Source organism: Nocardia sp. NPDC101769 (assembly GCF_044766925.1).
Taxonomy (GTDB): Bacteria; Actinomycetota; Actinomycetes; order Mycobacteriales; family Mycobacteriaceae; genus Nocardia.
Genome location: NZ_JBIWMX010000032.1, coordinates 23,775 through 48,295, shown reverse-complemented (window position 1 = coordinate 48,295; position 24,521 = coordinate 23,775). Strand labels below are relative to the sequence as shown.

The following is a 24,521-nucleotide window of genomic DNA, read 5'->3' as shown; positions in this document are numbered from 1 at the left end:
GTGAGAGTCGGATCGAGTAGTCACGGCCGCCCGTCACCACGCGGCCCGGCGGCGAGCGCTCGCCAGCTCCCGGCTCCAACTGGTTCCGGCCGCGGCCAGCCGCCGCTGCAGGGTGCGCGGGCTGGTGTCCAGCCGCCGGGCCATGCCGTGGATCGACACCGTGCCCAGCGACGGTAGTGAATCGAGTTCGGCGGCAAGCAGATCGGCCCAGGCGCGCGCCGGCGGGGCGGAGAGGGTCGCCACCGTGGCGGCCCGGCGCAGCACGGCCGCCAGCCCCGGATCGGCGGTGAACTGCCGCCGGTCCAGGTCCGCGTGATGCAGCGTGAGTGTGTCGGCATCGGCGCCGAAATCGACCGCGGCCGTGCCGAAGAACTCGGTATACGGCGCGTGGTGGCGCGGCGCGCGTTCCCGCAGGGTCACCGCGGCCGGCGCGATCCGAATCCGGGCACAGAGGCGTGCGCGACCGGTCACGAAGGCGAAGCTCGCCTGCGCCGCGACCTCCGCGCCCCGGCCCTCCTCGGCGCACTCCGCCGCGAAGGTGATGTGCCGGTCGTCCTCGCCGACCACGGCCAAGTGTCGCGTCGTCGACAGCATCGATCCGAATTCCTCTGCGGCCCTGAACCCTTCGCCCACGGTCGACGCCGTGGCGAGCAGATAATCGATCATCCCCAGTTCCCCCATTCCGTACCGTTCGGCCGCCCGCAGTCCCACGTGCGGCAATTCCGCCCTGCGCTCGAACAATTCCCACAATCGCGGATAGCACTGCCCCGGAATGCTTCCCGGCGGCCCGTCCAGCGCGGCGGCCCCGATTCCCGCCGCCCGCGCCAATTCGACCGGATCCAGCCCCGCCGCCCGGGCTCGCGTCAGCACGAACCGGGCCAGCAGCACGCTGTCCGAGGCGGTCATGATCGCTGCTCCATTCGCCCGGCCACACCGCCTCGCCCGCGCCACCTCGGGTCACCTTGCCGGAGTGGGTACCCGCTGGGACTTCGGCGGATCATGGTGTGTCGCCTTCGTGTTCGGCGGCCCAGCCGGATTCGAGATCTTCGAGGTGACGTTTGCGGGCGCGGTCGACCTCGAGCCGCCAGGTGGTGCCGGATTCGGCGAGGCGGCGCTGGAGGGTGCGCGGGCTGGTGTAGAGGCGGCGGGCGACCTGGTCGAGCATCGCGTCGGTGCCGTCGAGGACCTCGGCGAGCACCGCGGCCACCCGGTCGGGCCACTCGGTGGTGCGCGGCGGCGGGGGCGGCATGGTGGCGGCGTGGCGGCGGAGCACCGCTGCCAGCAGCGGGTCCGCGGTGATCTGGGGGAGTTCGAAATCCGCGTTGCGGAAGGTGATGCGGTCGACCGGAGCGCCGAAATCCAGCCGCGCCGTGCCGAACTGCTCGGTGTAGGCGTCGAGGCGGCGGGGTGCACGTTCGCGAAACCGGATGCGCACCGGATCCATCGGGCGGCCGGTCGTCTGGCGTACGCGCGAGATCAGGGAGGCCAGCGCCATCTGTACCGACAGGTCGCGGCCGCGGCCCTCGGTATTGACGGTGTAGATGTCGAAGGTGGACTCGGTCTCGGTCTGCGCGCCGGGCTCGACGCGGAAATTGGTCGAGACCGCTCCCACGAACGGGCCCATCACGCCGAACCCCGCGCCGACGGTCTCGGCCGTCGAGATCAGATAGTCGATCAGCCCGAATTCCCCCAGCCGGTAGCTGCCGGTGGCCCGCAGGGTGACCTCCGGGTCGTCCAGCTCGTACTCCAGCAGCTCCCACAGCCGCGGGAAGTAGTCACTGGACACCCGGGCATCGCCGTCCTCCAATAGCCAGCCCGGCATGCCGGCCTCGCGCGCGAGGCGGGCGGGGTCCAGGCCCGCGGACGCGGCGCGCGACAGGACGAAACGTGGGAGCAGCACGGAGTCGGAGGTGTGCATCAGCCAATGGTGCGGGGAATCCGCCGCCGGAAACCGGGAATTCGCCGAACTGTGAGTCAGCCCGCTCGCCCCTCCGATTTCCTGCGGGTGTGGGCGAGCGGGTGCCGCTCCCTGTTTTTCTGCGGGTCAGGCGCGCAGGAAGGTTGCCGCTATGCCCCAGAACCGGCGGCGGTCGACCGCCCGGAAATCCCATGTCTGCGTGATGCTGTGGGTCGTGCTGACAATCCCGGGGATGTCGAAGTCCTCACGGGTCGCCGTCCCCTTGGCCTCCAGGGCGGCGATGACATAGGCGGTCGCGGATTCCACGGTGTGGGGCATGGGAGCTCCGATCTGTCGTAGGGGCATGGGGCGGTGCGGTTTCAGCGGGCGGTGTCGCTCAGTACTTCCTCGTAGCGGTACTCGGTGGAGATGGTCTCGCCGGCCGCGTGCGCCAGCTCCTCGCGATGGCGCAGGTCGACACGGCGGATCTTGCCGGAAATCGTCTTCGGTAGCTCAGTGAACTCCAGCCGGCGGACACGCAGGTAGGGGGCCAGGTGATCGCGGGCGTATTCCAGTATGGCGCGGGCGGTTTCACGGTTCGGCTCCCATCCTGCCGCCAGCGCCACATACGCCTTGGGCACCGCGAGCCGCGTGTCATCAGGCTGCGGCACCACGGCCGCCTCCACGACGGCCGGATGCTCGATGAGCACGCTCTCCAGCTCGAAGGGGGACACCTTGTAGTCGGAGGACTTGAAAACGTCGTCGGTGCGGCCGATATAGGTGATGTACCCGTCCGCGTCCCGCACGGCCACATCGCCGGTGTGATAATAGCCGCCGTCCATGACCGCGGCATTGCGCTCCGGATCGCCGAGGTAGCCGGTCATCAGATTGACCGGCGCCGCAGCCAGATCCAGGCAGATCTCGCCCTCTTCGGCGCGCTGCCCGGTGATCGGATCCACCAGCACCACCGGCACGCCCGGCGCGGGCCGTCCCATGGAGCCGGGCTTGAGCGGCTGCCCGGGCGTATTGCCCACCTGCAGGGTGGTTTCCGTCTGGCCGAAGCCGTCGCGGATGACCAGGCCCCACGCCTTCTCGACCTGCGCGATGACATCGGGGTTCAGGGGCTCACCCGCGCCGAGGATCTCGCGCAGCCCGGCCGGACGCTCGCCCAGATCGGCCTGGATCAGCATGCGCCACACCGTGGGTGGCGCGCAGAACGTGTTCACCCCGACCCGGCGCAGCTGCGCCAGCAGGGCCGCGGCGTCGAAACGCGCATAGTTGTAGACGAATACGGTCGCCTCGGCCAGCCACGGCGTGAAGAAGCAGCTCCAGGCGTGCTTGGCCCAGCCGGGCGCACTGATGGCCAGGTGCACGTCGCCGGGCCGGACGCCGATCCAGTACATGGTGCTCAGATGACCGACCGGATAGCTGATCTGGGAGTGCTGCACCATCTTCGGCTTGCTGGTGGTGCCGGAGGTGAAGTACACCAGCAGCGGATCGGTCACCTCGGTCACAGCGCGGAACGGCCCGGCCGATTCGACGGACGCCGCCTCGGCGTAGTCGTGCCAGCCGTCAGTGCCTTCCAGAGATTCCGGCTCGCCCACGACGATTCGCGTGTAGTCGCCCGGCACCTCGTCGAACTTGCCGGTGTCTCCGTGATTGGCGATGACGAAACGCGCTCCGCCGCGCTCGATCCGGTCGCGCAGATCGGCGGGCCCCAGCGCCCCGGTGGTGGGCATGATGACCGCGCCCAGCTTGGCCACCGCCAGCATGGCCTCCCACAGCTCGGCCTGATTGCCGAGCATGAGCACGACGCGGTCGCCCTTGCCGACGCCCAGCCCGGCCAGCCAGGTGGCCACCCGGTCCGAGCGCTCGGCCATCTCGGCGAAGCTGATCCGCTGTTCGGAGCCGTCCTCCTCGACGATCCACAGCGCGGGGCGGTCGTTGCCGCGGGCGATGACGTCGAACCAGTCGGTGGCCCAGTTGAATTCGCCGGTCAGCCGCGGCCATTCGAACTCGCGCAGAGCCGCGTCGTAGTCCGTCGACGCGGCCAGCAGTCCGTCGCGGGCGGCACGGTAGGTCTCGGTGTTCGTCATGCGTTCTCCTCGGTCAGGCCGAGCAGTCGCGCGCCGATCTCGCGCATCTCGACCTTGCGGATCTTGCCGGTCACGGTCATCGGGAACTCCTCGACGACGTGCACATAGCGGGGGATCTTGTAGTGGGCGAGCTTGCCGGTGCAGTACTCGCGCAGACTCTCGGCGGTCAAAGGCGTTGCGTCCGGGCGCATCCGGATCCACGCCATCAGTTCCTCGCCGTACTTGACGTCGGGCACGCCGATCACCTGGGCGTCGACGATGTCGGGATGGGTGTAGAGGAATTCCTCGATCTCGCGCGGGTAGATGTTCTCGCCGCCGCGGATCACCATGTCCTTGATGCGGCCGGTGATGGCCACGTAGCCCTCGTCGTCCATGGTGGCCAGGTCGCCGGTGTGCATCCAGCGCGCGGCATCGATGGCCTCGGCGGTCTTCTCCGGTTCGCCCCAGTAGCCGAGCATCACCGAGTAGCCGCGGGTGCACAGTTCACCGGTCGCGCCGCGCGGCACGGTCACCCCGGTCGCCGGGTCCACGATCTTCACCTCGATGTGCGGCCCGGCCCGGCCGACGGTGGCGGTGCGCTGCACCAGCGAATCGTCGCGGCGGGTCTGGGTGGAGACCGGGCTGGTTTCCGTCATGCCGTAGCAGATGCTCACCTCGCGCATGCCCATGCGCTCGATGACCTGCTTCATCACCTCCACCGGGCACGGCGATCCCGCCATGATGCCGGTGCGCAGCGAGGACAGGTCGTAGGTGTCGAACTCCGGATCGGCCAGTTCGGCGATGAACATGGTCGGCACCCCGTACAGGGAGGTACAGCATTCGGCCGCAACGGCTTCCAGGGTGGCGCGCGCGTCGAAGGCCGGGGCCGGGATGATCATGGCCGCGCCGTGCGTGGTGGCGGCCAGATTTCCCATGACCATGCCGAAGCAGTGGTAGAACGGCACCGGAATGCAGATCCGGTCCTGCTCGGTGTAGCCGCACAGCTCACCCACGAAATAGCCGTTGTTGAGGATATTGTGGTGGCTGAGGGTCGCGCCCTTGGGGAAACCCGTTGTGCCGGACGTGTATTGGATATTGATCGGATCGTCGGTGGACAGCGCCGACTGCGCCGCGGCCAGCAGATCCGGATTCGCGGCCCGGCCGCTGGTGAACAGGTCCCGCCATTCGAGGCTGTCCAGCAGCACCACCTGCTCGAGCTCCGGGCACTCCGGGCGCACCGCGGTGATCATGGCCGCGTAGTCGGAGGTCTTGAACGACGGCGCCGCGACCAGCATCCGGATCCCGGCCTGGCGCAGCACATAGCGCAGTTCGTGCGCCCGATACGCCGGATTGATATTGACCAGGATCGCGCCGACCTTGGCGGTCGCGTACTGGATCAGCGTCCACTGCGGGCAGTTCGGCGCCCAGATGCCCACCCGGTCGCCCTTACGGATGCCGGCCGCCAGCAGGCCCAGTGCCAGCGCGTCGACCTCGGCGTTGAATTCGCGGTAGGTCCAGCGGATACCGGTGGTGTAGTCGATGAGGGCCTCGCGGTCCGGATGCGCGGCCGCGGTCCGGTTCAGGTTGGCGCCGATGGTGTCGCCCAGCAGGGGAGCGTCCCAGACTCCGAAGGTGTAGCTCGTGCTCTCGCTCACACCAGTAGGATCTACGTCACACTCACCCTCGACTACCCCCGAAAGGGGCTGACCGATGACTTCGGCCACGGACGGGCTCCTGCGCCCCAGCGACGGTGATGCTCTGCGCGCTGAGCTGCGCACTCTGGCCTCCGCCAGCAAGCTGCCGGTCGTCTTCGGCGGCGAGGTGCATGCGGGCATGCTGGTGCTCAGCGAGTTCGTCGGCACCCGCACCAACGGCATGCGCGGTCTGGCCGTCGCGCCCAGCTCCGGGCTGGGCGGCTCGGCGGTGGCGACGGGCAAGCCGCGCTCGGTGTCCGACTATCGCTCGGCCGCGAGCATCACCCACCACTACGACGCCCCGGTGCTCGGCGAGGGCCTGCGCGCGGTGGTGGCGGTGCCGGTGGTGGTGAAGGGCGAGGCGCGGGCGGTGCTGTACGTGGCCAATCGGGACTCGGGGGTGATCGGCGACCGCATCGCGGACGAGATGGTGCAGGCCGGGCGCCGGCTCGCGACCGAACTGGCCATTCGCGACGAAGTGGATCGGCGGCTGCGCCTGTCCTTCGCGCGGGAGTCCACGACGAGCGCCCATGCCTTCGTCGCCGAAGCCAATGCCGTTGTCACCGAACAACTCCGGGATCTGCACGCGGAATTGCGCGGCATCACCCAGATGGTCTCGGAGGCCTCGGCCCGCCTGCGCCTGCGGGAGGTGACCGAGAAGCTCGCCCGCCTGGTGTCGGGCGTCGCGGCCCCGGACGACGCGGTGAGCCTCGCGCCCCGGGAACTGGACGTCCTCGCCCATGTCGCGTTGGGCTGCACGAATCAAGAAGCAGCGCAGCGACTTTCGGTGCGCCCGGAGACGGTCAAGAGCTATCTGCGCAGCGCCATGACCAAACTCGGCGCACACAACCGCCACGAGGCGGTCGTGCGCGCACGCCGCCTCGGGCTCCTCCCGTAATGTGTACCCGCGCTGGGGTTTCAGGGGCCCGCCCCTGAAACTTCGTGAGCCGTTCGGCTCTCAGTCCGACACGAGGTGGCGGATCGATTCGCCGCCCTTGGCGTGATGTAGCCGCCCGAACTTGCTGTCGAGCAGGTGAGCCATGCTATCGGCGGCTCCGGTGTAGGCGTCCTCGGCGGTGGCCGCGTGGTGGGTGGTCGCCACCGGTGGCTGGCCCTTGGGCCGCACCTCCAGGGTGCACTTCTTGTCTTCGGAACCACCCTTGTGCCCGTTCACATCGGTGATGTGGGCTTCGACCCGGGTGAGGTGATCAGCGAATCGATCCAGAATCGAAGCGATGGTGTCCGTTGCTTCGTGGGCGATCGCGCCGCCGCCGATGTGCTTGTCGGCGAAGACCTGGATTTGCATGGCATCTCCAATCTCTCGGGTAGCAATCCCCCGCGTAGCCGAGGGCTTGCTAACACTTCCGACCATACCCACTATGGACCGAGAGCGGCATGTGGAATAGATCGCGTGGCGGCGTACGGATTTTCGTGGTTCGCGCTCAGCGGGTGGCCAGATCCAGGACGGTGAGGGCGAGGTCCGTGGCGGCCTCCGGGTGACCGAGGGTGCGGGCGGCGGCCGAGACGGCGGCGCGGGTCTCGGCATCGGTCAGCAGTTCGGTGAGGGCCGTGCGGAGGTTCGCGGCGGTGGCATCGTCACCGACGAGGGCGCGAGCGGCATTGTGGTCGGCCAGGATTCGGGCATTGCGGATCTGCTCGCCGCCGACCGAATGCGGGTACGGAATCAGCACCGAGGGCTTGCCCAGCGTAGTGAGCTCGGCGAGAGTTCCTGCGCCGGAACGGGATACGACCACGTCGGTGAGCGCCAGTACATCGGGCAGCTCGGGGCCGACGAACTCCCGCACCAGGTACCGGCCGCGCACGTCCTCCGGGAGGGTGGCGGCGTGGTCGCGAACCTGCTCGAAGGAGAGCCGTCCGCACTGGTGAATCACGTTGGCGGAGTGGAGCAGTTCGGGCAGCAGCTGCCCGATCAGATCGTTGATCTGCACCGCGCCCTGCGCGCCGCCGGTGATGTAGACCGTCGGCAGGCCGGGGGTGTAGCCGTCCCAGTCGAGGGCCTTGACCGCCGCGGCCGGATCGCCGGTCGTCAGGGTCGGGCGAATCGGGTTGCCGGTGACCACGGCCCGGTCCCGGACGCGCTCGGGCAGCATGGCGATCGACGCCTCGGAGCTGAGCGCGATGCGGTCGGCCATCCGGGCCAGCAGCAGGTTGGCCTTGCCGATACCGGTGGTCTGCTCGTGGATCACCAGCGGCCGCCGGCGCAACGCGGCGGCCATGCCGATCGGGGCGCACACGTAGCCGCCGGTGCACAGCACCGCGTCCGGCCGGAACCGGCGCACCACGCCCTGGGCGGTGAGGACGCTGATCGGCACGCGCAGCGCATCCCGCGCATTGTCCCTGTTCAGCATTTTGAGCGGATTGCGGTCGCGTCGTAGCTTGCCGGCCTTGATGCCGGTGAAGTCGATGTCGTTCTCGGCCGCGACCCGCTGCTCCAGGCTGTCGGGCACTCCCACCCACAGCACCTCGGCCGCGGCCCCGGTCTCGGCCGCCAGATCCCGCAGCGCCCGCACGGCCGCCACCGCCGGATAGGTGTGGCCGCCCGTGCCGCCACCGGCGACGATCACGCGCACCCGGCCGCGGCCGCCCAGTCGCTGCAGGATCGGGGCACGGTCGGCGGCGGGATTCGGCATGGACGATCCTCCTGGTGGGGGGTGGCGGGTGCGGGTGGCGCAGCGCCCAGGCTATCTCGGCCGGGGGCAGGCCGGCCGGTTCGGGAGGTACCGGTCGGTCGGAGAAGATCGCGAGGTGTTGGCGAGACGGCGACGGGCCTCTACCATGGTTGTGACGCTGATCACGTTGTCGCCTGATCACATTTTCTGCTGATCACGTTGTCGCCTGATCACGTTGTCGCAGTGAGAGTTCTGACGCGGTTCGTTCGACATATCGCAAACAGCAGCGCAATACCGGCACGTCGCCCGCGGCGACCGGAGCGCACAGCCCCCAGCGAGAGGGCCCTGAATTGAACCCCTTCACCCTGCCCGATTTCTATACCCCGCACCCCGCCCGGCTCAATCCCCATCACGGGTACGCCCGCGCGCATTCCACCGCGTGGGCACTGCGCATGGGCATGCTCGGCGAGCTCGGCGTCGACGGCAAACCCATCTGGGACGCCGAGAGATTGGACCGCATGGACTACGCGCTGCTGTGCGCGTACACCCATCCCGACTGCGAGGCCGACGCTTTGGCGCTGCTCACCGAGTGGCACATCTGGGTCTTCTACTTCGACGACTGGTTCCTGGCCGAGTACAAGCACACCGGCAACCGGGCCGAGGCCACCCACTACCTCGCGCGTCTGGAGCTGTTCATGGCCGAACCCGGCTGTCCCGCACCGGAACCCGAGACGCCGTCGGAGGCGGGACTGGCCGACTGCTGGGCCCGGACCGTGCCGGTCATGTCCCCGGGCTGGCGGCAGCGCATGCGCCGCTCCACCCACAACCTCATGGTCGAATCCCTCTGGGAACTGGACAATATCGCCCGCGACCGGGTGGCCAACCCGGTCGAGTACATCGAGATGCGCCGCCGGGTGGGCGGCGCGCCCTGGTCGGCCAATCTGGTGGAGTTCGCCTGCGGCGCCGAGGTGCCCGGCCGTTTCGCCGCCGAGCGGCCGCTGCGGGTGCTGTGCGAAACCTTCTCCGACGCAGTGCATCTGCGCAACGACCTGTTCTCCTACGAGCGCGAGGTCCGGGTCGAGGGCGAGAACGCCAATATGGTGCTGGTGCTGGAACGGTTCCTGGGCCTGCCCACGCAGGCGGCCGCGGAGCTGACCAATGACATGCTGACCTCGCGGCTGAAACAGTTCGAGGACACCGCGTCGGTCGAGGTGCCGCAGCTGTTCGTGGAACGCGCGGCCACCCCCGCCGAACAGCTGGCCGTCGCGCGGTACACCGGGGCCCTGCAGGACTGGCAGTCCGGGGGGCACGAGTGGCATCTGCGGTCGAGCCGCTACATGAACAGCGGCGTCGACCGCGGTCCGACCGGGCTGGGCAGCGTGGCCGCCCGGCTCGCGCCGGGGTTGAGAATCCAGCTCGAGCAGCACGTTCCGCCGCCGCGAATGCCCGGACCGTTGCCGGTGCGCGGGCTGGTGATGCCGTATCCGGTGTCGATGAATCCGCAGGTGGCGCTGGCTCGCGCGGACGGGCCGACGTGGGCCGCAGCCGTCGGACTGCTGGATCCGCGGCTCGGCTGGACTGCCGAGACCGTGGCCGCCGCCGATTTCGCGGGGCTGATGGCCATGCTCGACCCCGGGGCCGACGCGGCCGCGCTGATACTGCGCACCCGCTGGTGCACCTGGGGCACCTACGCCGACGACCTGGCCACCCGGGTGTTCCGGGTCGAACCGGTGTCGGGCCGAGACCAGTTGCGGCGCTTGCCGCTTCAGCTGTCCGACAGCCCGCCCGCACCGCTCACCGCCCTCGAGCACGGCCTGGCCGCGCTGTGGCGCGACACCGCGGCCGGCTGTGACGAGGCGGGCCGGGAGCGCCTGCGGACGGCTCTGATCGAGCTGTTCGAGGGCTGGGAGTGTGTGCTGGAGAGCGAGATTCGGCATCGGCTGCCCGATCCCGTCGACTATCTGGAGCGGCGACGTCTCACCTCGGGCGGGCCGCTGTTCTGCGCACTGGACGCGCTGTATTCGCCCGAAATTGCCGCTGATCCACGGATTTCGGAAATATCGGACTCCAGTATTGTTCGGCAGCTGCAGAATTCGTCTCACGACTACGCGGCCCTCGTCAACGACCTCTATTCGTATCAGAAGGAGATCGAATACGATGAGGAGATCGACAATCTCGTGTATCTCACCCAGTCGTTCCTGGGCTGTTCCCGCGAGCGTGCCGCGGATATCGTCGTCGATCTCGCCAATGAGCGGTTGACGCAGTTCGAACTCGTTGCGCGCGAACGGCTTCCCGAATTCTTCACCGATCACGAGCTGCCCGGCGAGGTGCGTGCGGCGCTGCTCGGCCATGTCGACCGGCTGCGGGATCACATGGCCGGAAATCTGCACTGGCACACCAGCACCCCCCGCTATTCCGAGCAGGCCCTGCGGGCCTCCCGTCCCAGGCCGGTCATCGCCGGCCCGCTGGGCCCCTTCGTCAGCGTGCTCGCCGATCGGGCGGGCCGCCGGATCAGGGAATGCGGCCCACCGCGCCCAGCATGGCCACCGCCTCGGGACGCGGATGTGGCCGGTACTCCTCGGGCCGCCAGAGGGTGACCGCCGTGATGCCCGGTGGGGTCAGGGTGAATCCGTCGAAGAACTTGGCGAATTCGGCGCTGGAACGCAATTGGAACGGCACGCCGCTGCGGGCATTGGCCTCCGCAGAGCGGGCCAGGTCGTGCTCGTCGAGGTAGTCGTTGGTGGCGTGCGACATGACCAGGTAGCTGCCGGGGGCCAGGGCGTCGGTGAGCTGCCGGACGAGTTCGTAGGGCCGTAGCTCGTCGGTCATGAAGTGCGCGACCGCGACCACCATGAGCGCGACCGGCGCGCTCAGGTCGATGGTGGCCAGCAGGTCGGGATGGGTCAGGATGTGCTGCGGGTCGCGGAGGTCGGCGTCCAGATACGCGGTCCGGCCCTCGGGGGAGCTGTTGAGCAGATCGCGGGCGTGCACCAGCACGATGGGATCGTTGTCGACGTAGACGATGCGGGACTCGGGGGCGATGCCCTGCGCGATCTCGTGAACGTTCCCGGCGGTGGGCAGGCCGGTGCCGATGTCGAGGAACTGGCGGACGCCCGCCTCGCCGGTCAGATAGGCGACCGCGCGGCGCAGGAAGTTGCGGTTCTCCACGGCGGACAGCTGCACCGTCGGGAACGCCTCCGACACCGCGTCGGCGGACTCGCGATCGGCGGGGAAGTTGTCTTTGCCACCCAGCCAGTAGTCGTACCGGCGCGCCGGATGTGGTTTCGTGGTGTCGACGCGGTCCGCCGCTGATTCCGAGTTCAAAACGCTCACAATCCTTTTCGGCTACTGTCTGAATCTGTCAGCTCCAGTTGCGGATCGGTAGCGCCTCTGTACCTTCGGAAACCAGCAGACCGTGCGCCCGCCCCCGCAGCCTTGCCGGAAGGTTCGTCATGCAGTTGCGCTATAGCCCGTTCGATTTCGATGTCCATGCCGATCCGTACCCTTACTATGCCAGGTTGCGCAGCGAGGCCCCGGTCTACCGGAACGACACCGACGATTTCTGGGCCTTCTCGCGCCACGCCGACGTCCTCGCCGCACTCCGCGATTCGGACCGTTTCTCCAGTGTGAACGGCCTGCGCATGGAACCGGCCTTCTGGGGACCGCAGGCCGAACAGTTCTTCTCCTTCGTCGCCATGGACCCGCCCAAGCACACCCGGCTGCGTGGCCTGGTGACGCGCGCGTTCACAGCGCACCGGGTGCAGTCGCTGCAGCCGCGGCTGCGCGAGATAGCGATCGGCCTGCTGGAACCGCTGCTGGAGCGCGGCAGCTTCGACCTCATGGCCGAATTCGCCGGGCCCTTCCCGACCGAGGTGATCTCCGAACTGGTCGGCGTGCCAGAGAACGATCGGGAGATGCTGCGCAAGCTCGGCATGGAGATCATGTACACCGAGGAGGAGTCCACCGATCTGCGGCCGGAGGCCATGCAGGCCATCGGCGCGCTGGTGGGCTACTACACCGAGCTCACCATCGAGCGCAGCAAGTCACGGCAGGAGGATCTGCTCTCGGGTCTGCTCGATGCCGCCGACGGCGATGACCGGCTCACACCCGAGGAGATCGTCGGCGTCCTGATCCTGCTGGTCGGCGCCGGCATCGAGACCAGCATGCTCACCTTCGGCAATGCCTGGCACGCTGCCTGGCTGCACCCCGACCAGCGCCGCCGGGCCCTCGACGGCCGCATCGACGACTGGATCGGCGAGGCCATGCGCTGGGATCCGGCCACCCAGACCCAGCTGCGCACCACCACCGAACCGGTCGAACTACACGGTGTGTCGATTCCCGCCGACGCTCGCATCCTGCTCCTCACCGGCGCCGCCAACCGCGACCCGGAGGTCTTCACCGATCCGGACACCTTCGACCTGGACCGCGACACCTCCGCCTCCCTGGTCTTCGGCAGCGGCCGCCACCACTGCCTCGGCTCCAACCTGGCGTTGCTGGAACTGCGCACGGCGCTGCAGGAAATCGCCTCGCGGGTAACCGATTTCGAGGTCGACCCGGCGGGGCTGCAGCGCATCCACGCCTCCAACAACCGCGGCTTCGCCAGTCTGCCCACCACGGTCACGCTGCGCTGAGCCCTACCTCCGCGGTGCCGCCGTCGGCCCGGCTCAGCGCAACGAGCCGGGCAGGCGGTCGGTCACCAGACGGGTGTACGGGCGCAGGGTCAGACAGATCGAGAGCCACCACGCGCCGATGAGCCAACCGGCCAGGACGTCGGTGGGCCAGTGCACGCCCAGGTAGAGGCGGGACAGGCCGACCGCCACGGCGAACAGGGCGGCGACGGCGATCACGAGGATGCGGGTGACCCGGCGGGCCGGCACGGGCAGGAGGACCGCGACCAGTATGCCGGCCACGACGGTCGACCCGAGGGCGTGGCCGGACGGGTAGGAGTGATTGGTCTCGGTGACCAGATGGTCGATCACCGGGGGCCGATCGCGGGCGATGAGAAGTTTGCCGAAGAAGACCAGCGCTCCCGCACCGGCCGCCGCGACGGCGACGAGCACCGCCTGGTCCCAGAACTTCCGCCACGCCAGCAGCACGCACGCCAGGATCGAGTAGATCGCCACCGAGGTGGTGTCCCCGGCCACGCTGACCGCCTTCGCGAGGCTGGTCCAGGTGGCGGTGCGCTGGTCGATGAACCACTGTAACCAGGAGGAATCCGGTCCGGCCGGGCCGTTGTACCAGACCACCACGCAGGTCAGGACGAGGATCACGGCAGCCAGCGTCAGCGCGATCAACGCGCCGGTGAGGCTGCGGTCGGGGAATCCGGCGGGCCGTTTCGTGGTGGACGCTTCCTTCTGCGCAGGGGGTGGGGACAGCATGCCAACGAGGTTGCCATGGCATCGCTGAGAGAATGTTGAGAGCCCGGCCGGGCGGGGCCGGGCCGCCCACGGCCGGATCATCGGGCATGCTGGTGCCCGTGCGGGTGCTGGTGGTCGAGGACGAGGAACGGCTGGCGCGGACGGTGCAGCGCGGGCTCGAGCTGGAGGGGTTCGTGGTGCAGCTCGCCCACACCGGGACCGACGGGCTGTGGGCGGCGGTCGAGGACAGCTTCGATGTGATCGTGCTGGACATCATGCTGCCGGGGCTGAGCGGCTACGAGGTGCTGCGCCGGCTGCGTGCCCGGGACGTCACCACACCGGTACTCATGCTGACCGCCAAGGACGGCGACTACGAGCAGGCCGACGCGCTGGATCTCGGCGCGGACGACTACCTGACCAAGCCCTTCTCCTTCGTGGTGCTCATCGCCCGGCTGCGCGCGCTGCTGCGCCGGCGCGCACCGCAGCAGCCGGTGCTGCTGACGGCGGGCGATCTCGTGCTGGACCCGTCGCGGCGCACCGTGCGGCGCGGCGAGACCGCGCTGACGCTTACCCCGCGCGAATTCGGCCTGCTGGAATTCCTGTTGCGGCACAAGGGATTGGCGCTGACCAAGACCGAGATCCTGCGCAATGTGTGGGACGCCCACTACGACGGTCCGGAGAACGTGGTCGAGGTGTACATCGGCTACCTGCGCAAGAAGATCGATGCGCCGTTCGGCAGCACCAGTATCGAGACGCTACGGGGCGTCGGCTACCGGATGGTCGACCCCGACTGGTCCGGCGACGGGCAGGTCGATGACGAATCGGGCCCCGCCCCAAGCTGATTCACCGATCGTGACCGAACCGCCGTGCGCGGCCACGATTTCCGCGACGATGGCCAGGCCGAGCCCGGAGCCGCCGGTGGCGCGGGCGCGGTCGGCCTCCAGCCGCACGAAGCGGCCGAAGACGCGCTCGCGGTCGGCGGCGGGGATGCCGGGACCGTCGTCGTCCACCAGTACCCGGGCGGTGTCGCCGCCGCGCCGGACAGTCACCGCCACCGTGGTGCGGGCGTGCACGGCGGCATTGTCGACGATATTGCGCAGTGCCCGAGCCAGTTTCGGCTGATCGCCACGGATCCGCACCGGCTCGATCGCCGTGCGCACGGTCAGACCGCCCCGCGCCCGCAGGGCCGCGGCCTGCTCCCCGGCCAGATCGTCGAGATCCACATCGCCGGTGCGCATGTCGAGCCCGCTCTCGTCGGCGGCGGCCAGGGTCAGCAGATCCTCGATGAGGTGCCGCATGCGCTCGGTCTCGGGCAGCAGTGTGCCGCCGATCAATTCGGCATCCAGCACCTCGGGCCGGTCACGAGCGAGCTCGAGGGCGGCCGTGACCGCGGCGAGCGGGCTGCGCAGTTCGTGCGAGGCGTCGCCGACGAAGCGCCGCTGGGCCGCGTGCCCGGCCTCGATGCGGGCGAGCATGTCGTTCATGGTCTCGGCCAGCCGGGCGATCTCGTCGCGCGCCACCGGCACCGGCACCCGCTCCGACAGTCCGGCCGCGCCGATGCCCGCCACCCGGCTGCGGATCTCCTCGACCGATCGCAGTGACCGCCCCACCAGCAGATAGGTGGCCAGCGCGGCCGCCGCGACGACCATGGGCCCGCCCACCGCGACCAGTACCGCGACCCGTTTCACCGCGTGCTCGGCGGATTCGCTGTCACCCGCGACCAGCACGAGGTACCGGCCGTCCGGTGTCGACAGGGTGCGGGCCGACACCCGTAGATCCTCGTCGTACGCGGAGACCGGCCGGCGCGCGGACTCTCTCGCGCCCACGGTCCCCGGGTCCAGCAGCGGAGTCGACAGCTTCGCGTTCGACTCCCGCGCGATCCGCCCCTGCGCGTCGATGACCTGCACCACCCCGATCTGCCCGGTCGCCTCGAACAGCGAATCCGGCAGCTCCGCCACCGAATTCCGGGTCAGCTCACTGGCGATGGCCTCGGCCCGCGTGCCCGCCGCCGTATCGATCTCCCGCAGCAGCGACCGATTCAGCAGTCCGAGCATGGCTCCCGCCGCCAGCAGCAGGACCGCGCCCACGGTCAGCGCGGCGGCGACGGCCGACCGAATCCGCAACCCCCAGTGCGAGGGCCGCAACCATTCCCGGATCCGATTCACGTGCTCATGATGGGTCATCGCGTACCGGGTCCGCGTCAGGCCCGCGGCCGACGCCGGATCGCCCACGCCGAGCACACCGCGACCAGGGGCGCGGCCATGAGCACGGGCACGGTGGCCGCACCGATCACCGGGTAGAGCGCGTCGGTGAGACCGTCGGCGCACCAGTGGAAGACCTCGCGCAGGGCCTCGATGCGCTCCGACTGTTCCCCGGACTCCTGTGCGAATACCGCTGTCACGGAACCCGAGACTACCTGCGCCGAGATTTCGGCCGGTCGGCCGTCGGGTGGTCGAGCAGGCCGCGATTGACCAGGCCGAGCACCTGCTCGACCGCGAAATCGATGTCGGCGCGGGTGGTCGGAAGTGACCCGTCCAGCAGCAGGGCGGCCAGGCCGTGGACCGCCGACCAGGCGGCGATGTCCGCGCCGGACCGCAGCTTCGGGTCGAGGAGTCCGGCGGCCTGTGTCTCGTCGAGGACCTGGCCGAGGATGCGGTGCGGGTCGTCGGCCGGGTCGTCCGCGGCATCGGATGCGGCGGGTGAGTGCGCGCCGAAGGCGGCGCGGAACAGGCCGGTGTGGGTGAGCGCGAAATCGATGTAGGCCGTGCCGACCGCGTGCAGGCGGCCCCGCGGGTCGTCGGTGCGGCCGATGCGCCGGCGCATCTCGGCGGCGAGTGCGGCGCGGGCGCGACGGGATACCTCGGTGAGCAGGGCCTCGCGATCGGCGAAGTGCCGGTAGGCGGCCGAATGCGACACCCCGGCGGTGCGGGCGACCTCGCGTAGGACCACTCGGTCGGGTCCGCCGTCCTCGGCCAGTGCGAGACCGGCGTCGACGAGGGCCGCGCGCAGGGCGCCGTGGTGATAGGTGGTGCGGCGGTCGGGGACGGCTGGGCTCATAACGTCAGAATTGCACATTCGGCAGAGATGTTGACGACGGTCACACCGGCTCGCATACTCGTCAATGTGACCAGTGGAAACTTTTTGCCCGCCACCCCGCCTTCGAATGAAAAGTGCTGATATGAACGACATTTCCATGGATACCCCGTACTCCTCCGGCAACTCCCGGACCGATATCGAAAAAGCCCTGCTCGCGGCCGGGCACGACCTCGATCGGCTGCGGCTCGCCGATCTCGCGCTGGTCGAGGACTTCCACACCATGGGCCGGATCGCCACGGGCGCGCTGGCGGAACTGGCCGGTCTCACCCCGGCGTCCCGGGTGCTCGATGCCGGCAGTGGAATCGGCGGCACCGCACGGTATGTCGCGGAAACCTACGGATGCCAGGTCACCGCGGTGGATCTGACCGAGGACTACTGCGAGACGTCGCGCTGGCTCAATCGTCTGGTCGGGCTGGACGACCGGATCTCGGTGTGGCAGGGCGACGTCACCGCGCTGCCCTTCGCCGACGGCGACTTCGACGTGGTGTTCAGCCAGCACGTGCAGATGAACATCGCCGACAAGGACGCGCTGTATCGCGAAGCGCGGCGGCTGCTGAATCCTGATGGCCTGCTGGCCATCTGGGACATCACCACCGCTTCCGGCGCCCGCCCCGACTTCCCCCTCCCGTGGGCCGACCGCTCCGAGCAGAGCCACCTGGTGACCCCGGACCACCTGCGCGCCGCCCTGGAGCGATCCGGTTTCGCCCTCGACCACTGGGACGACCTCACCGACCAGGCGGCCACGATCATGCGGGCGGTGCTGGCCGCCCCGCCGAATCCCGTTGGGCTGCAGGCCTTCGTCCCGAACTTCCGGGAGAAGATCGAGAACCTGACCCGGGCGCTCGCCGACGGCCGGCTGCGCGCTGTTCGCGCCCTCGCACGCGCTCTGCCGTAGCGCGGGCCGGATCGGGGAGCTCCGAGTGCGGGTTTGCGCGGTTGACCGCAGTCGGAACTCCCCGATCATGAAAGTTACCGGGGGACGGGGATTCCCGCAGACCAGACGCCGCGGATCCGCGTCGTGGCGGTGATATCGGCGAGCGGATCGGCATCGAGCAGAACCAGATCGGCGCGCAGACCGGGGGCGATGGCGCCGCGGTCGGTCAGGCCGAAGTGCTTCGCGGGCAGGGCGGTTGCCGCATCGAGGGCCTCGGCGGGGGACAGGCCCGCGCGGACCAGCAGCTCCAGCTCATGGTGCAGGCTCGCGCCGAAGGCCGGGTTCACGGGCACGCCGGGGGAGGAGTTGGCGTCCGTGCCCGCGAGGATGGGGACGCCCGCGGCGCGCAGCGCACCGACATTGGCCAGGGCGTCGGCGAAGGCTTCGGGGATGCCGTGGGCCGCGGACATGCCCTCCATCATGGTCAGGGTCGGGACGACGACCTTGCCCTCGGCGGCCAGGCGGGCGATCACTGCCTGTGGCAGCGCTGAGACCACGGGGACGTGGGTGATGATGTCGACGCCGGCATCGAGGGCCATGATGTATGCGGCCGGGTTGGTGGCGTGGGCGACGACGAGCAGATCGCGGGCATGGGCTTCGGCGACAACGGCTTTGGCCGTGGCCGCGTCGGGGCCGCCGTCGCCGGGGGCCTCCAGCACCAGCTTGATGTAGTCCGAGCCGGTGGAACGGCGCTGGGAGACAGCGGATTCGGCCTGATCGGCGCTGCGGATGATGGCGGGTTCGCCGAGGAACTTGCCGTGCATGCCCTCGGGGCCGACGATGGCCATGCCCGCACTGCGAATATCGCTGGTGCCGACGGCATTCCGGAGCTCGGCCACCACCTCGGCGGGGCTGGCCATATCGAGCCCGGTGGTGACCCCATGGGCGGCCAGCAGCCCGGGAGTCTGCGCATCGTGGATGTGGACGTGAGCGTCGATGAAGCCGGGCAGCAGGATCGCGCCGCCGGCGTCGAGGCGTTCGGCGCCGGTGTCGTCGGAGCCGATGCGGTCGCCGTCGATGACGACCGTGGTGGGTTCGGTGAGCGAACGGCCATCGAAGACACGGACATTGTCGAGCGCGGTCCGGCCCGCTGAGCTTGAAGAGGTCACCGAACCAGCTTCCTCCCATTCGCGGCGGGCGGCACCGCGATTCGGGTCAGCGTCGGCGCGGCAGCAGGCGGCGGGAGACGTGCTCGGTCATGGCGTCCGCGATCGGCGGCACCGTCGGCGTGGGCCGGGTGGGTGGCGGCGGGGCCGACCTGGCGTCGGCGGAGATGCGGATGAGCAGCGCCAGGATGATGTAGTTGGCGAGCAGCGACGAACCGCCGTACGACATGAACGGGGTGGTGAGGCCCGTCAGCGGAATCAGTTTGGTGACACCGCCGACCACCACGAACAGCTGCCAGCCGATCGAGAACGCCAGCCCGCCGCCGAGCAGCTTGCCAAAGGCGTCGCGGGTGGTGAGGGCGGCGCTGAAACCACGGATGCACAGGATGAGGAACAGCGCCAGCACCGCGGCCAGGCCGATCAGTCCGAGCTCCTCGCCGATGGTGGAGATGATGAAGTCGGTTCCGGCGAACGGCACGTCCTGCGGCCGCCCACTACCCAGCCCGGTCCCGGCCAGGCCGCCGGTGCCCATGCCGAACAGGCCCTGCGAGATCTGGTATCCGGTCGTGTAATAGGTGGCGAACGGGTCCCGCCACACCTCGACGCGGACCCGCACATGCCCGTACAGCTGGTAGGCGATGACCGCGCCGACCGAGAACATGGCCAGGCCGATGAGCAGCCACGAGGCCCGCCCGGTAGCGATGTACATCATGGCCAGCACGGTGCCGAAGACCAGCAGAGAGAAGCCGAGGTTCTTCTCGTACACCAGCACCAGCACCGCGATGAAGGTGACCAGCAGCAGCGGGGCCAGATCCCGCAGGCGCGGGAAGGTCATGCCGAGGAAGCGTTTTCCGGCGGTGGTGAACAGGTCCCGGTTGGCGACCAGGAAGGCGGCCACGAAGATGATCAGCAGCACCTTGGCGAACTCACCGGGCTGAATCGAGAACCCGCTGATCAGGATCCAGCTCTTGCCGCCGTTGACCTCGCTGAAGCGGGAGGGCAGCAGGGCGGGGATGAGCAGCGCGACCACCCCGGCCAGGCCGCAGGTGTAGCCGTAGCGGGCCGGTTTGGTGTGGTCGGGCACGAAGACCAGCACCAGCACGAACAGCAGCATGCCCAGGCCGGTCCAGATCAGCTGATGCGCCGAGTCCGACGACGGTATCGGCTCGCCGGCGTTCTTGGCCTTCACCACCTCGGCGCGGTCCAGCCGGTCGATGAGGACCAGCCCGATGCCGTTGAGCAGTACCACGCACGGCAGTAGCACCGGGTCGGCGGCGGGCGCCCAGCGGCGCACGGCCAGATGGGTGACCACCACGAAGACCGTGAAAACGCCGAGCGCGCGGACACTCTGGCCGTCGAAGCCATTGCCGGTGGCCGAGGTCATGGCCAGGTAGGCGAAGGCGATCAGGGCCAGTGCGGCCACGCAGAGTAGCAACTCGGCATTGCGCGGAACACGCCCTCTCGACCTCGCCGGGGGAGGGCTGTGCCGAAATGCGCTCACACCGAACAGTATCGCGTGCGGTAGCGGATGAGGAGCCAAAGCAGTAGTGCTTCGGCTATGGCGGTGAACACGGTGAGGAATTGGCTGAAGTAACTGGCCAGCACATTCACCACGGTCAGCGACAGGATGCTGGACCAGATGCCCAGCCGGACACCGATATCGGCGCGGCCGCGAATCCACGCGGCGGCCGCCAGCGCACAGCCGACGCCGACCAGCAGTTCGGCGACCGCGGCGATGCCCAAGCCCACCAAGGCCTTCCAGCCGTGGTTCTGGGTGACGTCGAGAAAGTGGTTGAGCGCGGCCCAGGGGGAGTGCCAGCCCGCCAGCACGATGACGGCCAGCACCAGCCGCAGCAGGGTCCAGATGGCGTGGCCGATCAGGACGGTGATGAGGACGGCCGCCAGCACCCGCTGCGGCAGGATCGCGTCCTCGGCGCGCCGGTAGGCCTGTCGCAGCCGGGCGAAGCGGGAGGGCTGGACGGTCTCGTGGGTGGTGCGCAGGTAGGTGCCGAGGGCGTCGCACAGGGCCACGGTGTCGGGGGTGAAACCGCTGCGGTCGATGCGGTCGAGGCTGTTCAGCAGGTCGTTGCGCTGTTCCACATCGATCGTGCCGCCCACATCCATCCCGACCTGTTCGGTGACGTCGGCCAGCACCAGGGCGGGCGGGCGCACCCGGCTGCGCGCGGCATAGCGGGCGACCAGCACGATCAGCAGGAAGGCAAGGTAGATGATGGGTGCGGCGAGTGGAAAGAAATAGTCGTTGTCCGAGGTGATGAACTTCCCGACCTCGTCGATGAACAGGCCCAGCCCGACTCCGGAGAGCGCCGCGGCGGTGGTCAGCGCCCCGCGCCCGGCGAACAGGAACATCACCAGACAGGCGATGACCAGCAGTAATCCGCCGAAGAGCGCATGCGCGATGTGGTAGGTGCTGCCACCGATCTTGGGATAGCCCGCAGCCATCAGATAAAGCCGCGTGATCACCACGGTGAGTCCGAAACAGACCGCCATGATGGTCACCAGCCGGCCGGAGCCGGGCCGCCACCGTATTCTCGCCACACGTTCGCCGAACACGGTGTCCACCGTGACACATGACCGGCGGCCGCGTCATCGAACCGAACCAGGTGGTCATCGAACCGAATCAGGTGCCGCACCGTTTCACCATCATCGGCGTGCCGAGCAGTCGAGGTCGCGATGAGTATCGGGCTGCCTGGGCCGTTGAGCCCTGCCGCGCCGCGGCGGGCGGATCAGTAGGGGTGGGCGGTGGCGGAGAAGCGTGGGGAGAGCTGGTCGGCGAGGGGCCGGGGGAAGGACTGATGGGCAGGGTCCCCGTCGGAGGTGTAACGGGCGCTGGGGTTCGCCGCGAACCAGTCGAGCCAGTAGGTGGAGTCGAACGGAACTGCGGTGCGGCCGGACCGGATTCGAGGGAGGCCGCTCGGGTCGAGGGCGGCGGCGAACGGGGAGGGAGCGGGGTTCGCGCCGACGAGGAGGACGGCGTCGAAGGTGTACGGGGTGCCGTCCCAGGCGCCGGAGGTGGCGAGGGCGTGGTCTGCGGGGTAGACGCCCAGGGGGAGGGCCATGGAGTGGATGACGGTGCCGGGCGCGGCGGTCGTGATGGCACGCACGTTCTGGACCAGTTCGCGCTGAACATCGGTGGGGGACAGGTGCGCCAGGTTGGGGTGGGTGGCGGTGTGGGCGCCGATGTCGTAGCCGTGGCGGACCAGCCAGGCCAGGGCGCGGGGGTCGTCGCCGAACGGCTCGTTGTTGACGTAGAAGGTGGCGGTGGCGGCGAAATCCGGGTGGCGGGAATGGAATTGCTCGAGCAGGCCGACCGCGCAGTCGGGGGTGGGATCGCCGGAATCACCCAGGGTGAGCTGGGTTCGGGTGGAGTCGTCGAAGGTGAGGACCACCGGGTGGGTGCCCGCGGGTAGGTCGATGGCGCCCGCCAGATACTGGGCGATGGTGATCGGCCGGTAGCCGTCGGTGTAGAGGCGGTCCAGCTCGGTGATGAATTTCGTTGGCGTCTGGTCGTATTCGCTACCGGGCTCGGCCTCGATGCGGTGGTACATGAGGATCGGGATCTGCCCCAGCTCATTGGCGGCCACCGCGGCCGGATCCGGCGGCCTCCAGGTCGGTGGGGGTGTGGTGACGGCCGCGGGGTGCGGCACGGTGGCGGTGGTTGCTCCGCAGGCGGTGGCGGCCGTGCACAGTAGCGCCACCGCGATCATCCGCAGCGTCGTCGACGCCTTCATCGCCGCAACGCTACGCGGCGACAACGGTTTTGAGGTGATCTCGGCGAAAAACGGCCGACACCTGCGTGCAGGCGCGATAGTGATGCCAACAGCTGTCAGTGGAAGTTGGTGTGTACGTTGCTCATGCGACTCCGGTCGATCCGCCGCCGGCGGTCCACCCTGCTCGCGATCGGCGCGGTCGTGATTCTGGTGCTCGCCGCGCTGGTGTTCGTCTTCGGCCGCAGCCGCCCCTCGGCCGCCGTCGCCGACGCCCGGCCGCCCCGCCTGGAGCTGGCCCCGACGGCCGCTGCGACCTCCTACCGTGATCCGGTGACGGTGCGCGGCAAGGCGATCGGCGCGAAGCAGGTGTCGGTGGGCGACCGGTCCGTCCAGCCGGCCAAGGACGGATCCTTCGAGATCCAGCTGCCGCACGCACCGCTCGACACCACCGTCGTGGCCACCGGCGCCGCGGGGGACCACATCACCATCCCGCTGAAAGTGGAGGTGGCCCTGCCGCGCATCCGGGCCGTCCACGTCACCGCCTACGCCTGGGCCTACGACCCCATGCGCGATGCCGTGCTGGACATGGCACGCGAGGGCCGCATCGACACCGTCGAACTCGATATCAAGGACGAGGACGGGATGGTCGGCTACGACTCGCAGGTGCCGCTCGCCCGCGAATCCGGCGCCGCCACCACGATTTACGACGCGCCCGCCGCGCTGAAGCAACTCCACGATATGGGCATCAAGGTGGTCGGCCGCATCGTCGCCTTCCGCGACCCCACCCTGGCCGGCTGGGCCTGGCACAACGGCCACCCCGACTGGGTGATCCAGAACCCGTCGGGGCAGCCGTACTCCAGCGGCTACGGCGCGATCGCCTTCACCAACTTCGCCAGCCCCGAAATCCGGTCCTACAACCGGGATCTCGCGGTCGAGGCGGCTCGGCTCGGCTTCGACGGCGTCATGTACGACTACATTCGCCGCCCCGACGGCAACCTCGCCGGCATGCAGTTCCCGGGCTTGGCCGAATCGCCGTCGGACTCCATCGCCAATTTCCTGCGCGACTGCCGCGAACCCGTGCACGATGCCGGCGCCTCGCTGAGCGCGGCCGTCTTCGGCATCGCCGCCACCCGCCCCGACGAGATCGCCCAGGACATCCCGTCCATGGCCCGCTACGCCGACTTCCTGGCCCCGATGCTCTACCCGAGCCACTGGCACTCCGGCGAATACGACGTCGCCAACCCGAACGCCCAGCCCTACGACATCATCTTCCGGTCCCTGCAGGACTTCCGTGCCCGCACCGCGGGCACCAACGCCCAGATCATCCCGTGGCTCCAGGATTTCAGCCTCGGCGTGGCCTACGGCGATGCGGAGGTGAAGGCGCAGATCGACGCCACCTACGCGGCGGGCTACAACGGCTTCTTCCTGTGGAACCCCGCGGTCAGCTACCACCCCGGGGCTCTCGCCCCCAACTGATCGCCCGCCGAGCCGGGGTTCGCCGAGGGCCGCGCGCCCTCGTACCGACCGCTGGATTGCCCGGCCGCGCAGCGTTTTCCGTCGTGCGAGGCCTGCCGATTGTGATCGGGTCAGGCGGTGGTGGGGCGGTCCGTGAGCCCCAGGCGCAGGTGTTCGCTGTGGTAGATGGCCTCGTCCAGCAGTTGCGCGACGTGATTGTCGTAGAGGCTGTAGACGATGCTGCGGCCGGTCCGGGTGCCCACGACCAGCCCGAGATTGCGCAGCAGGCGCAGCTGATGCGAGACCGCCGACTGCTCCATGCCGATCGACGAAGCCAATTCGGTGACCGCGAGCGGGCCCTGGCGCAGCTCGCTGAGGATCAGTAGCCGGCTGGGGGTGGCCAGCGCCTGCAGGGTGGTCGCGACATGGGCGGCGGCCTCGGCGTCCAGCCGTGCCGTCGGCCGATCGCGGCCCTCGACGCCATGTCCCATAACACAGGAGGGTACCTCGAGGAACCTTACACACATGAAGATGTCTTCATGTGTTCTG

General features: G+C 69.3%; 23 protein-coding genes. 6 read left to right on the top strand and 17 right to left on the bottom strand.

Translation table 11 applies throughout. The annotated features are described in order from the left end of the window. Positions 1-33 precede the first annotated feature (33 nt). The 5 genes from ACIRRA_RS35980 to ACIRRA_RS35960 all read right to left on the bottom strand — a co-directional run bounded on the left by ACIRRA_RS35980 (position 34) and on the right by ACIRRA_RS35960 (position 5,627). A complete protein-coding gene (locus ACIRRA_RS35980; protein WP_402777545.1) occupies positions 34-906 on the bottom strand; it encodes an AraC family transcriptional regulator ligand-binding domain-containing protein in 873 nt (290 codons plus the stop codon). Between the two features lie 91 nt (positions 907-997). Continuing rightward, positions 998-1,918, bottom strand: coding sequence for an AraC family transcriptional regulator ligand-binding domain-containing protein (locus ACIRRA_RS35975; RefSeq protein WP_402777542.1), 921 nt, complete (start codon positions 1,916-1,918; stop codon positions 998-1,000). Positions 1,919-2,044: 126 nt separating this feature from the next. Further along, positions 2,045-2,236 carry a hypothetical protein gene (locus tag ACIRRA_RS35970; RefSeq protein ID WP_402777539.1) on the bottom strand — a complete coding sequence of 64 codons (192 nt, stop codon included), beginning with the start codon at positions 2,234-2,236 and terminating at the stop codon, positions 2,045-2,047. A 41-nt stretch (positions 2,237-2,277) separates the two neighbouring features. Further along, positions 2,278-3,993, bottom strand: a complete 1,716-nt coding sequence (locus tag ACIRRA_RS35965; protein WP_402777536.1) for an AMP-binding protein — start codon at positions 3,991-3,993, stop codon at positions 2,278-2,280. Then, complete coding sequence (locus ACIRRA_RS35960) at positions 3,990-5,627, bottom strand: AMP-binding protein (protein ID WP_402777533.1); 1,638 nt, start codon at positions 5,625-5,627, stop codon at positions 3,990-3,992. Before ACIRRA_RS35960 ends, ACIRRA_RS35965 begins: the two co-directional genes overlap by 4 nt. 55 nt (positions 5,628-5,682) lie before the next feature. Between ACIRRA_RS35960 and ACIRRA_RS35955 the strand changes: the two genes are divergently transcribed. After that, positions 5,683-6,564 (top strand): response regulator transcription factor, encoded by an 882-nt coding sequence (locus ACIRRA_RS35955; protein WP_402777530.1) that lies wholly within the window; start codon positions 5,683-5,685, stop codon positions 6,562-6,564. A gap of 60 nt (positions 6,565-6,624) precedes the next feature. Here ACIRRA_RS35955 and ACIRRA_RS35950 read toward each other — a convergent pair whose 3' ends face one another. Both ACIRRA_RS35950 and ACIRRA_RS35945 read right to left on the bottom strand, forming a co-directional pair. Continuing rightward, positions 6,625-6,972, bottom strand: a complete 348-nt coding sequence (locus tag ACIRRA_RS35950) for a ribosomal subunit interface protein (protein WP_402777527.1) — start codon at positions 6,970-6,972, stop codon at positions 6,625-6,627. 136 nt (positions 6,973-7,108) lie between these two features. Next, positions 7,109-8,317 carry a UDP-N-acetylglucosamine--N-acetylmuramyl-(pentapeptide) pyrophosphoryl-undecaprenol N-acetylglucosamine transferase gene (locus ACIRRA_RS35945; RefSeq protein WP_402777524.1) on the bottom strand — a complete coding sequence of 403 codons (1,209 nt, stop codon included), beginning with the start codon at positions 8,315-8,317 and terminating at the stop codon, positions 7,109-7,111. Between the two features lie 329 nt (positions 8,318-8,646). Here ACIRRA_RS35945 and ACIRRA_RS35940 point away from each other — a divergent pair, with 329 nt between their 5' ends. After that, positions 8,647-10,893, top strand: a complete 2,247-nt coding sequence (locus tag ACIRRA_RS35940; RefSeq protein ID WP_402777521.1) for a germacradienol/geosmin synthase — start codon at positions 8,647-8,649, stop codon at positions 10,891-10,893. On the opposite strand, the gene ACIRRA_RS35935 is transcribed toward ACIRRA_RS35940, so the two are convergent. Next, on the bottom strand, positions 10,808-11,629 hold the full coding sequence (locus ACIRRA_RS35935; protein ID WP_402777518.1) for an SAM-dependent methyltransferase: 822 nt from the start codon (positions 11,627-11,629) through the stop codon (positions 10,808-10,810). The genes ACIRRA_RS35940 and ACIRRA_RS35935 overlap by 86 nt on opposite strands. Before the next feature lie 119 nt (positions 11,630-11,748). On the opposite strand from ACIRRA_RS35935, the gene ACIRRA_RS35930 reads away from it, so the two are divergent. Beyond that, positions 11,749-12,927 (top strand): cytochrome P450, encoded by a 1,179-nt coding sequence (locus tag ACIRRA_RS35930; RefSeq protein WP_402777515.1) that lies wholly within the window; start codon positions 11,749-11,751, stop codon positions 12,925-12,927. Positions 12,928-12,960: 33 nt separating this feature from the next. On the opposite strand, the gene ACIRRA_RS35925 is transcribed toward ACIRRA_RS35930, so the two are convergent. Next, positions 12,961-13,674, bottom strand: a complete 714-nt coding sequence (locus ACIRRA_RS35925) for a phosphatase PAP2 family protein (RefSeq protein ID WP_402777512.1) — start codon at positions 13,672-13,674, stop codon at positions 12,961-12,963. A 98-nt stretch (positions 13,675-13,772) separates the two neighbouring features. Here ACIRRA_RS35925 and ACIRRA_RS35920 point away from each other — a divergent pair, with 98 nt between their 5' ends. Then, complete coding sequence (locus ACIRRA_RS35920; RefSeq protein ID WP_402777684.1) at positions 13,773-14,495, top strand: response regulator transcription factor; 723 nt, start codon at positions 13,773-13,775, stop codon at positions 14,493-14,495. On the opposite strand, the gene ACIRRA_RS35915 is transcribed toward ACIRRA_RS35920, so the two are convergent. Genes ACIRRA_RS35915 through ACIRRA_RS35905 form a run of 3 tightly spaced genes read right to left on the bottom strand, consistent with a single transcriptional unit; the run spans position 14,409 to position 16,710 of the window. After that, the gene (locus ACIRRA_RS35915; protein WP_402777509.1) at positions 14,409-15,818 is read right to left on the bottom strand and encodes a sensor histidine kinase; all 1,410 of its coding nucleotides are present in this window, start codon (positions 15,816-15,818) and stop codon (positions 14,409-14,411) included. The two genes, ACIRRA_RS35920 and ACIRRA_RS35915, sit on opposite strands and share 87 nt — an antisense overlap. Before the next feature lie 35 nt (positions 15,819-15,853). Further along, positions 15,854-16,054: a hypothetical protein gene (locus ACIRRA_RS35910; RefSeq protein WP_402777506.1), complete on the bottom strand. Its 201-nt coding sequence runs from the start codon at positions 16,052-16,054 to the stop codon at positions 15,854-15,856. Positions 16,055-16,065: 11 nt separating this feature from the next. Beyond that, positions 16,066-16,710, bottom strand: coding sequence for a TetR/AcrR family transcriptional regulator (locus ACIRRA_RS35905; protein WP_402777503.1), 645 nt, complete (start codon positions 16,708-16,710; stop codon positions 16,066-16,068). Between the two features lie 121 nt (positions 16,711-16,831). On the opposite strand from ACIRRA_RS35905, the gene ACIRRA_RS35900 reads away from it, so the two are divergent. After that, positions 16,832-17,644 carry a class I SAM-dependent methyltransferase gene (locus ACIRRA_RS35900; protein ID WP_402777500.1) on the top strand — a complete coding sequence of 271 codons (813 nt, stop codon included), beginning with the start codon at positions 16,832-16,834 and terminating at the stop codon, positions 17,642-17,644. Between the two features lie 74 nt (positions 17,645-17,718). Here the strand turns inward: ACIRRA_RS35900 and ACIRRA_RS35895 are convergent, their stop codons facing one another. The 4 genes from ACIRRA_RS35895 to ACIRRA_RS35880 form a co-directional block, all read right to left on the bottom strand. Continuing rightward, entirely contained in the window at positions 17,719-18,792 is a 1,074-nt protein-coding gene (locus ACIRRA_RS35895) for an amidohydrolase family protein (RefSeq protein WP_402777497.1), read from the bottom strand. A 46-nt stretch (positions 18,793-18,838) separates the two neighbouring features. Further along, positions 18,839-20,212 carry an FtsW/RodA/SpoVE family cell cycle protein gene (locus ACIRRA_RS35890; protein WP_402777494.1) on the bottom strand — a complete coding sequence of 458 codons (1,374 nt, stop codon included), beginning with the start codon at positions 20,210-20,212 and terminating at the stop codon, positions 18,839-18,841. A 74-nt stretch (positions 20,213-20,286) separates the two neighbouring features. Then, on the bottom strand, positions 20,287-21,360 hold the full coding sequence (locus ACIRRA_RS35885; protein ID WP_402777491.1) for a hypothetical protein: 1,074 nt from the start codon (positions 21,358-21,360) through the stop codon (positions 20,287-20,289). 173 nt (positions 21,361-21,533) lie between these two features. Beyond that, entirely contained in the window at positions 21,534-22,538 is a 1,005-nt protein-coding gene (locus ACIRRA_RS35880) for a polysaccharide deacetylase family protein (protein WP_402777488.1), read from the bottom strand. A gap of 123 nt (positions 22,539-22,661) precedes the next feature. Between ACIRRA_RS35880 and ACIRRA_RS35875 the strand changes: the two genes are divergently transcribed. Continuing rightward, complete coding sequence (locus ACIRRA_RS35875) at positions 22,662-23,993, top strand: putative glycoside hydrolase (protein ID WP_402777681.1); 1,332 nt, start codon at positions 22,662-22,664, stop codon at positions 23,991-23,993. Between the two features lie 110 nt (positions 23,994-24,103). On the opposite strand, the gene ACIRRA_RS35870 is transcribed toward ACIRRA_RS35875, so the two are convergent. Beyond that, positions 24,104-24,463 carry an ArsR/SmtB family transcription factor gene (locus ACIRRA_RS35870; protein WP_402777483.1) on the bottom strand — a complete coding sequence of 120 codons (360 nt, stop codon included), beginning with the start codon at positions 24,461-24,463 and terminating at the stop codon, positions 24,104-24,106. Positions 24,464-24,521 lie beyond the last annotated feature (58 nt).

Excerpts from the sequence above, each read along its gene's own strand:
- ACIRRA_RS35980 (WP_402777545.1), bottom strand. The coding sequence starts at position 906 with ATGACCGCCTCGGACAGCGTGCTGCTGGCCCGGTTCGTGCTGACGCGA.
- ACIRRA_RS35975 (WP_402777542.1), bottom strand. The coding sequence starts at position 1,918 with ATGCACACCTCCGACTCCGTGCTGCTCCCACGTTTCGTCCTGTCGCGC.
- ACIRRA_RS35970 (WP_402777539.1), bottom strand. The coding sequence starts at position 2,236 with ATGCCCCACACCGTGGAATCCGCGACCGCCTATGTCATCGCCGCCCTG.
- ACIRRA_RS35965 (WP_402777536.1), bottom strand. The coding sequence starts at position 3,993 with ATGACGAACACCGAGACCTACCGTGCCGCCCGCGACGGACTGCTGGCC.
- ACIRRA_RS35955 (WP_402777530.1), top strand. The coding sequence starts at position 5,683 with ATGACTTCGGCCACGGACGGGCTCCTGCGCCCCAGCGACGGTGATGCT.
- ACIRRA_RS35950 (WP_402777527.1), bottom strand. The coding sequence starts at position 6,972 with ATGCAAATCCAGGTCTTCGCCGACAAGCACATCGGCGGCGGCGCGATC.
- ACIRRA_RS35945 (WP_402777524.1), bottom strand. The coding sequence starts at position 8,317 with ATGCCGAATCCCGCCGCCGACCGTGCCCCGATCCTGCAGCGACTGGGC.
- ACIRRA_RS35930 (WP_402777515.1), top strand. The coding sequence starts at position 11,749 with ATGCAGTTGCGCTATAGCCCGTTCGATTTCGATGTCCATGCCGATCCG.
- ACIRRA_RS35925 (WP_402777512.1), bottom strand. The coding sequence starts at position 13,674 with ATGCTGTCCCCACCCCCTGCGCAGAAGGAAGCGTCCACCACGAAACGG.
- ACIRRA_RS35905 (WP_402777503.1), bottom strand. The coding sequence starts at position 16,710 with ATGAGCCCAGCCGTCCCCGACCGCCGCACCACCTATCACCACGGCGCC.
- ACIRRA_RS35900 (WP_402777500.1), top strand. The coding sequence starts at position 16,832 with ATGAACGACATTTCCATGGATACCCCGTACTCCTCCGGCAACTCCCGG.
- ACIRRA_RS35880 (WP_402777488.1), bottom strand. The coding sequence starts at position 22,538 with ATGAAGGCGTCGACGACGCTGCGGATGATCGCGGTGGCGCTACTGTGC.
- ACIRRA_RS35875 (WP_402777681.1), top strand. The coding sequence starts at position 22,662 with ATGCGACTCCGGTCGATCCGCCGCCGGCGGTCCACCCTGCTCGCGATC.
- ACIRRA_RS35870 (WP_402777483.1), bottom strand. The coding sequence starts at position 24,463 with ATGGGACATGGCGTCGAGGGCCGCGATCGGCCGACGGCACGGCTGGAC.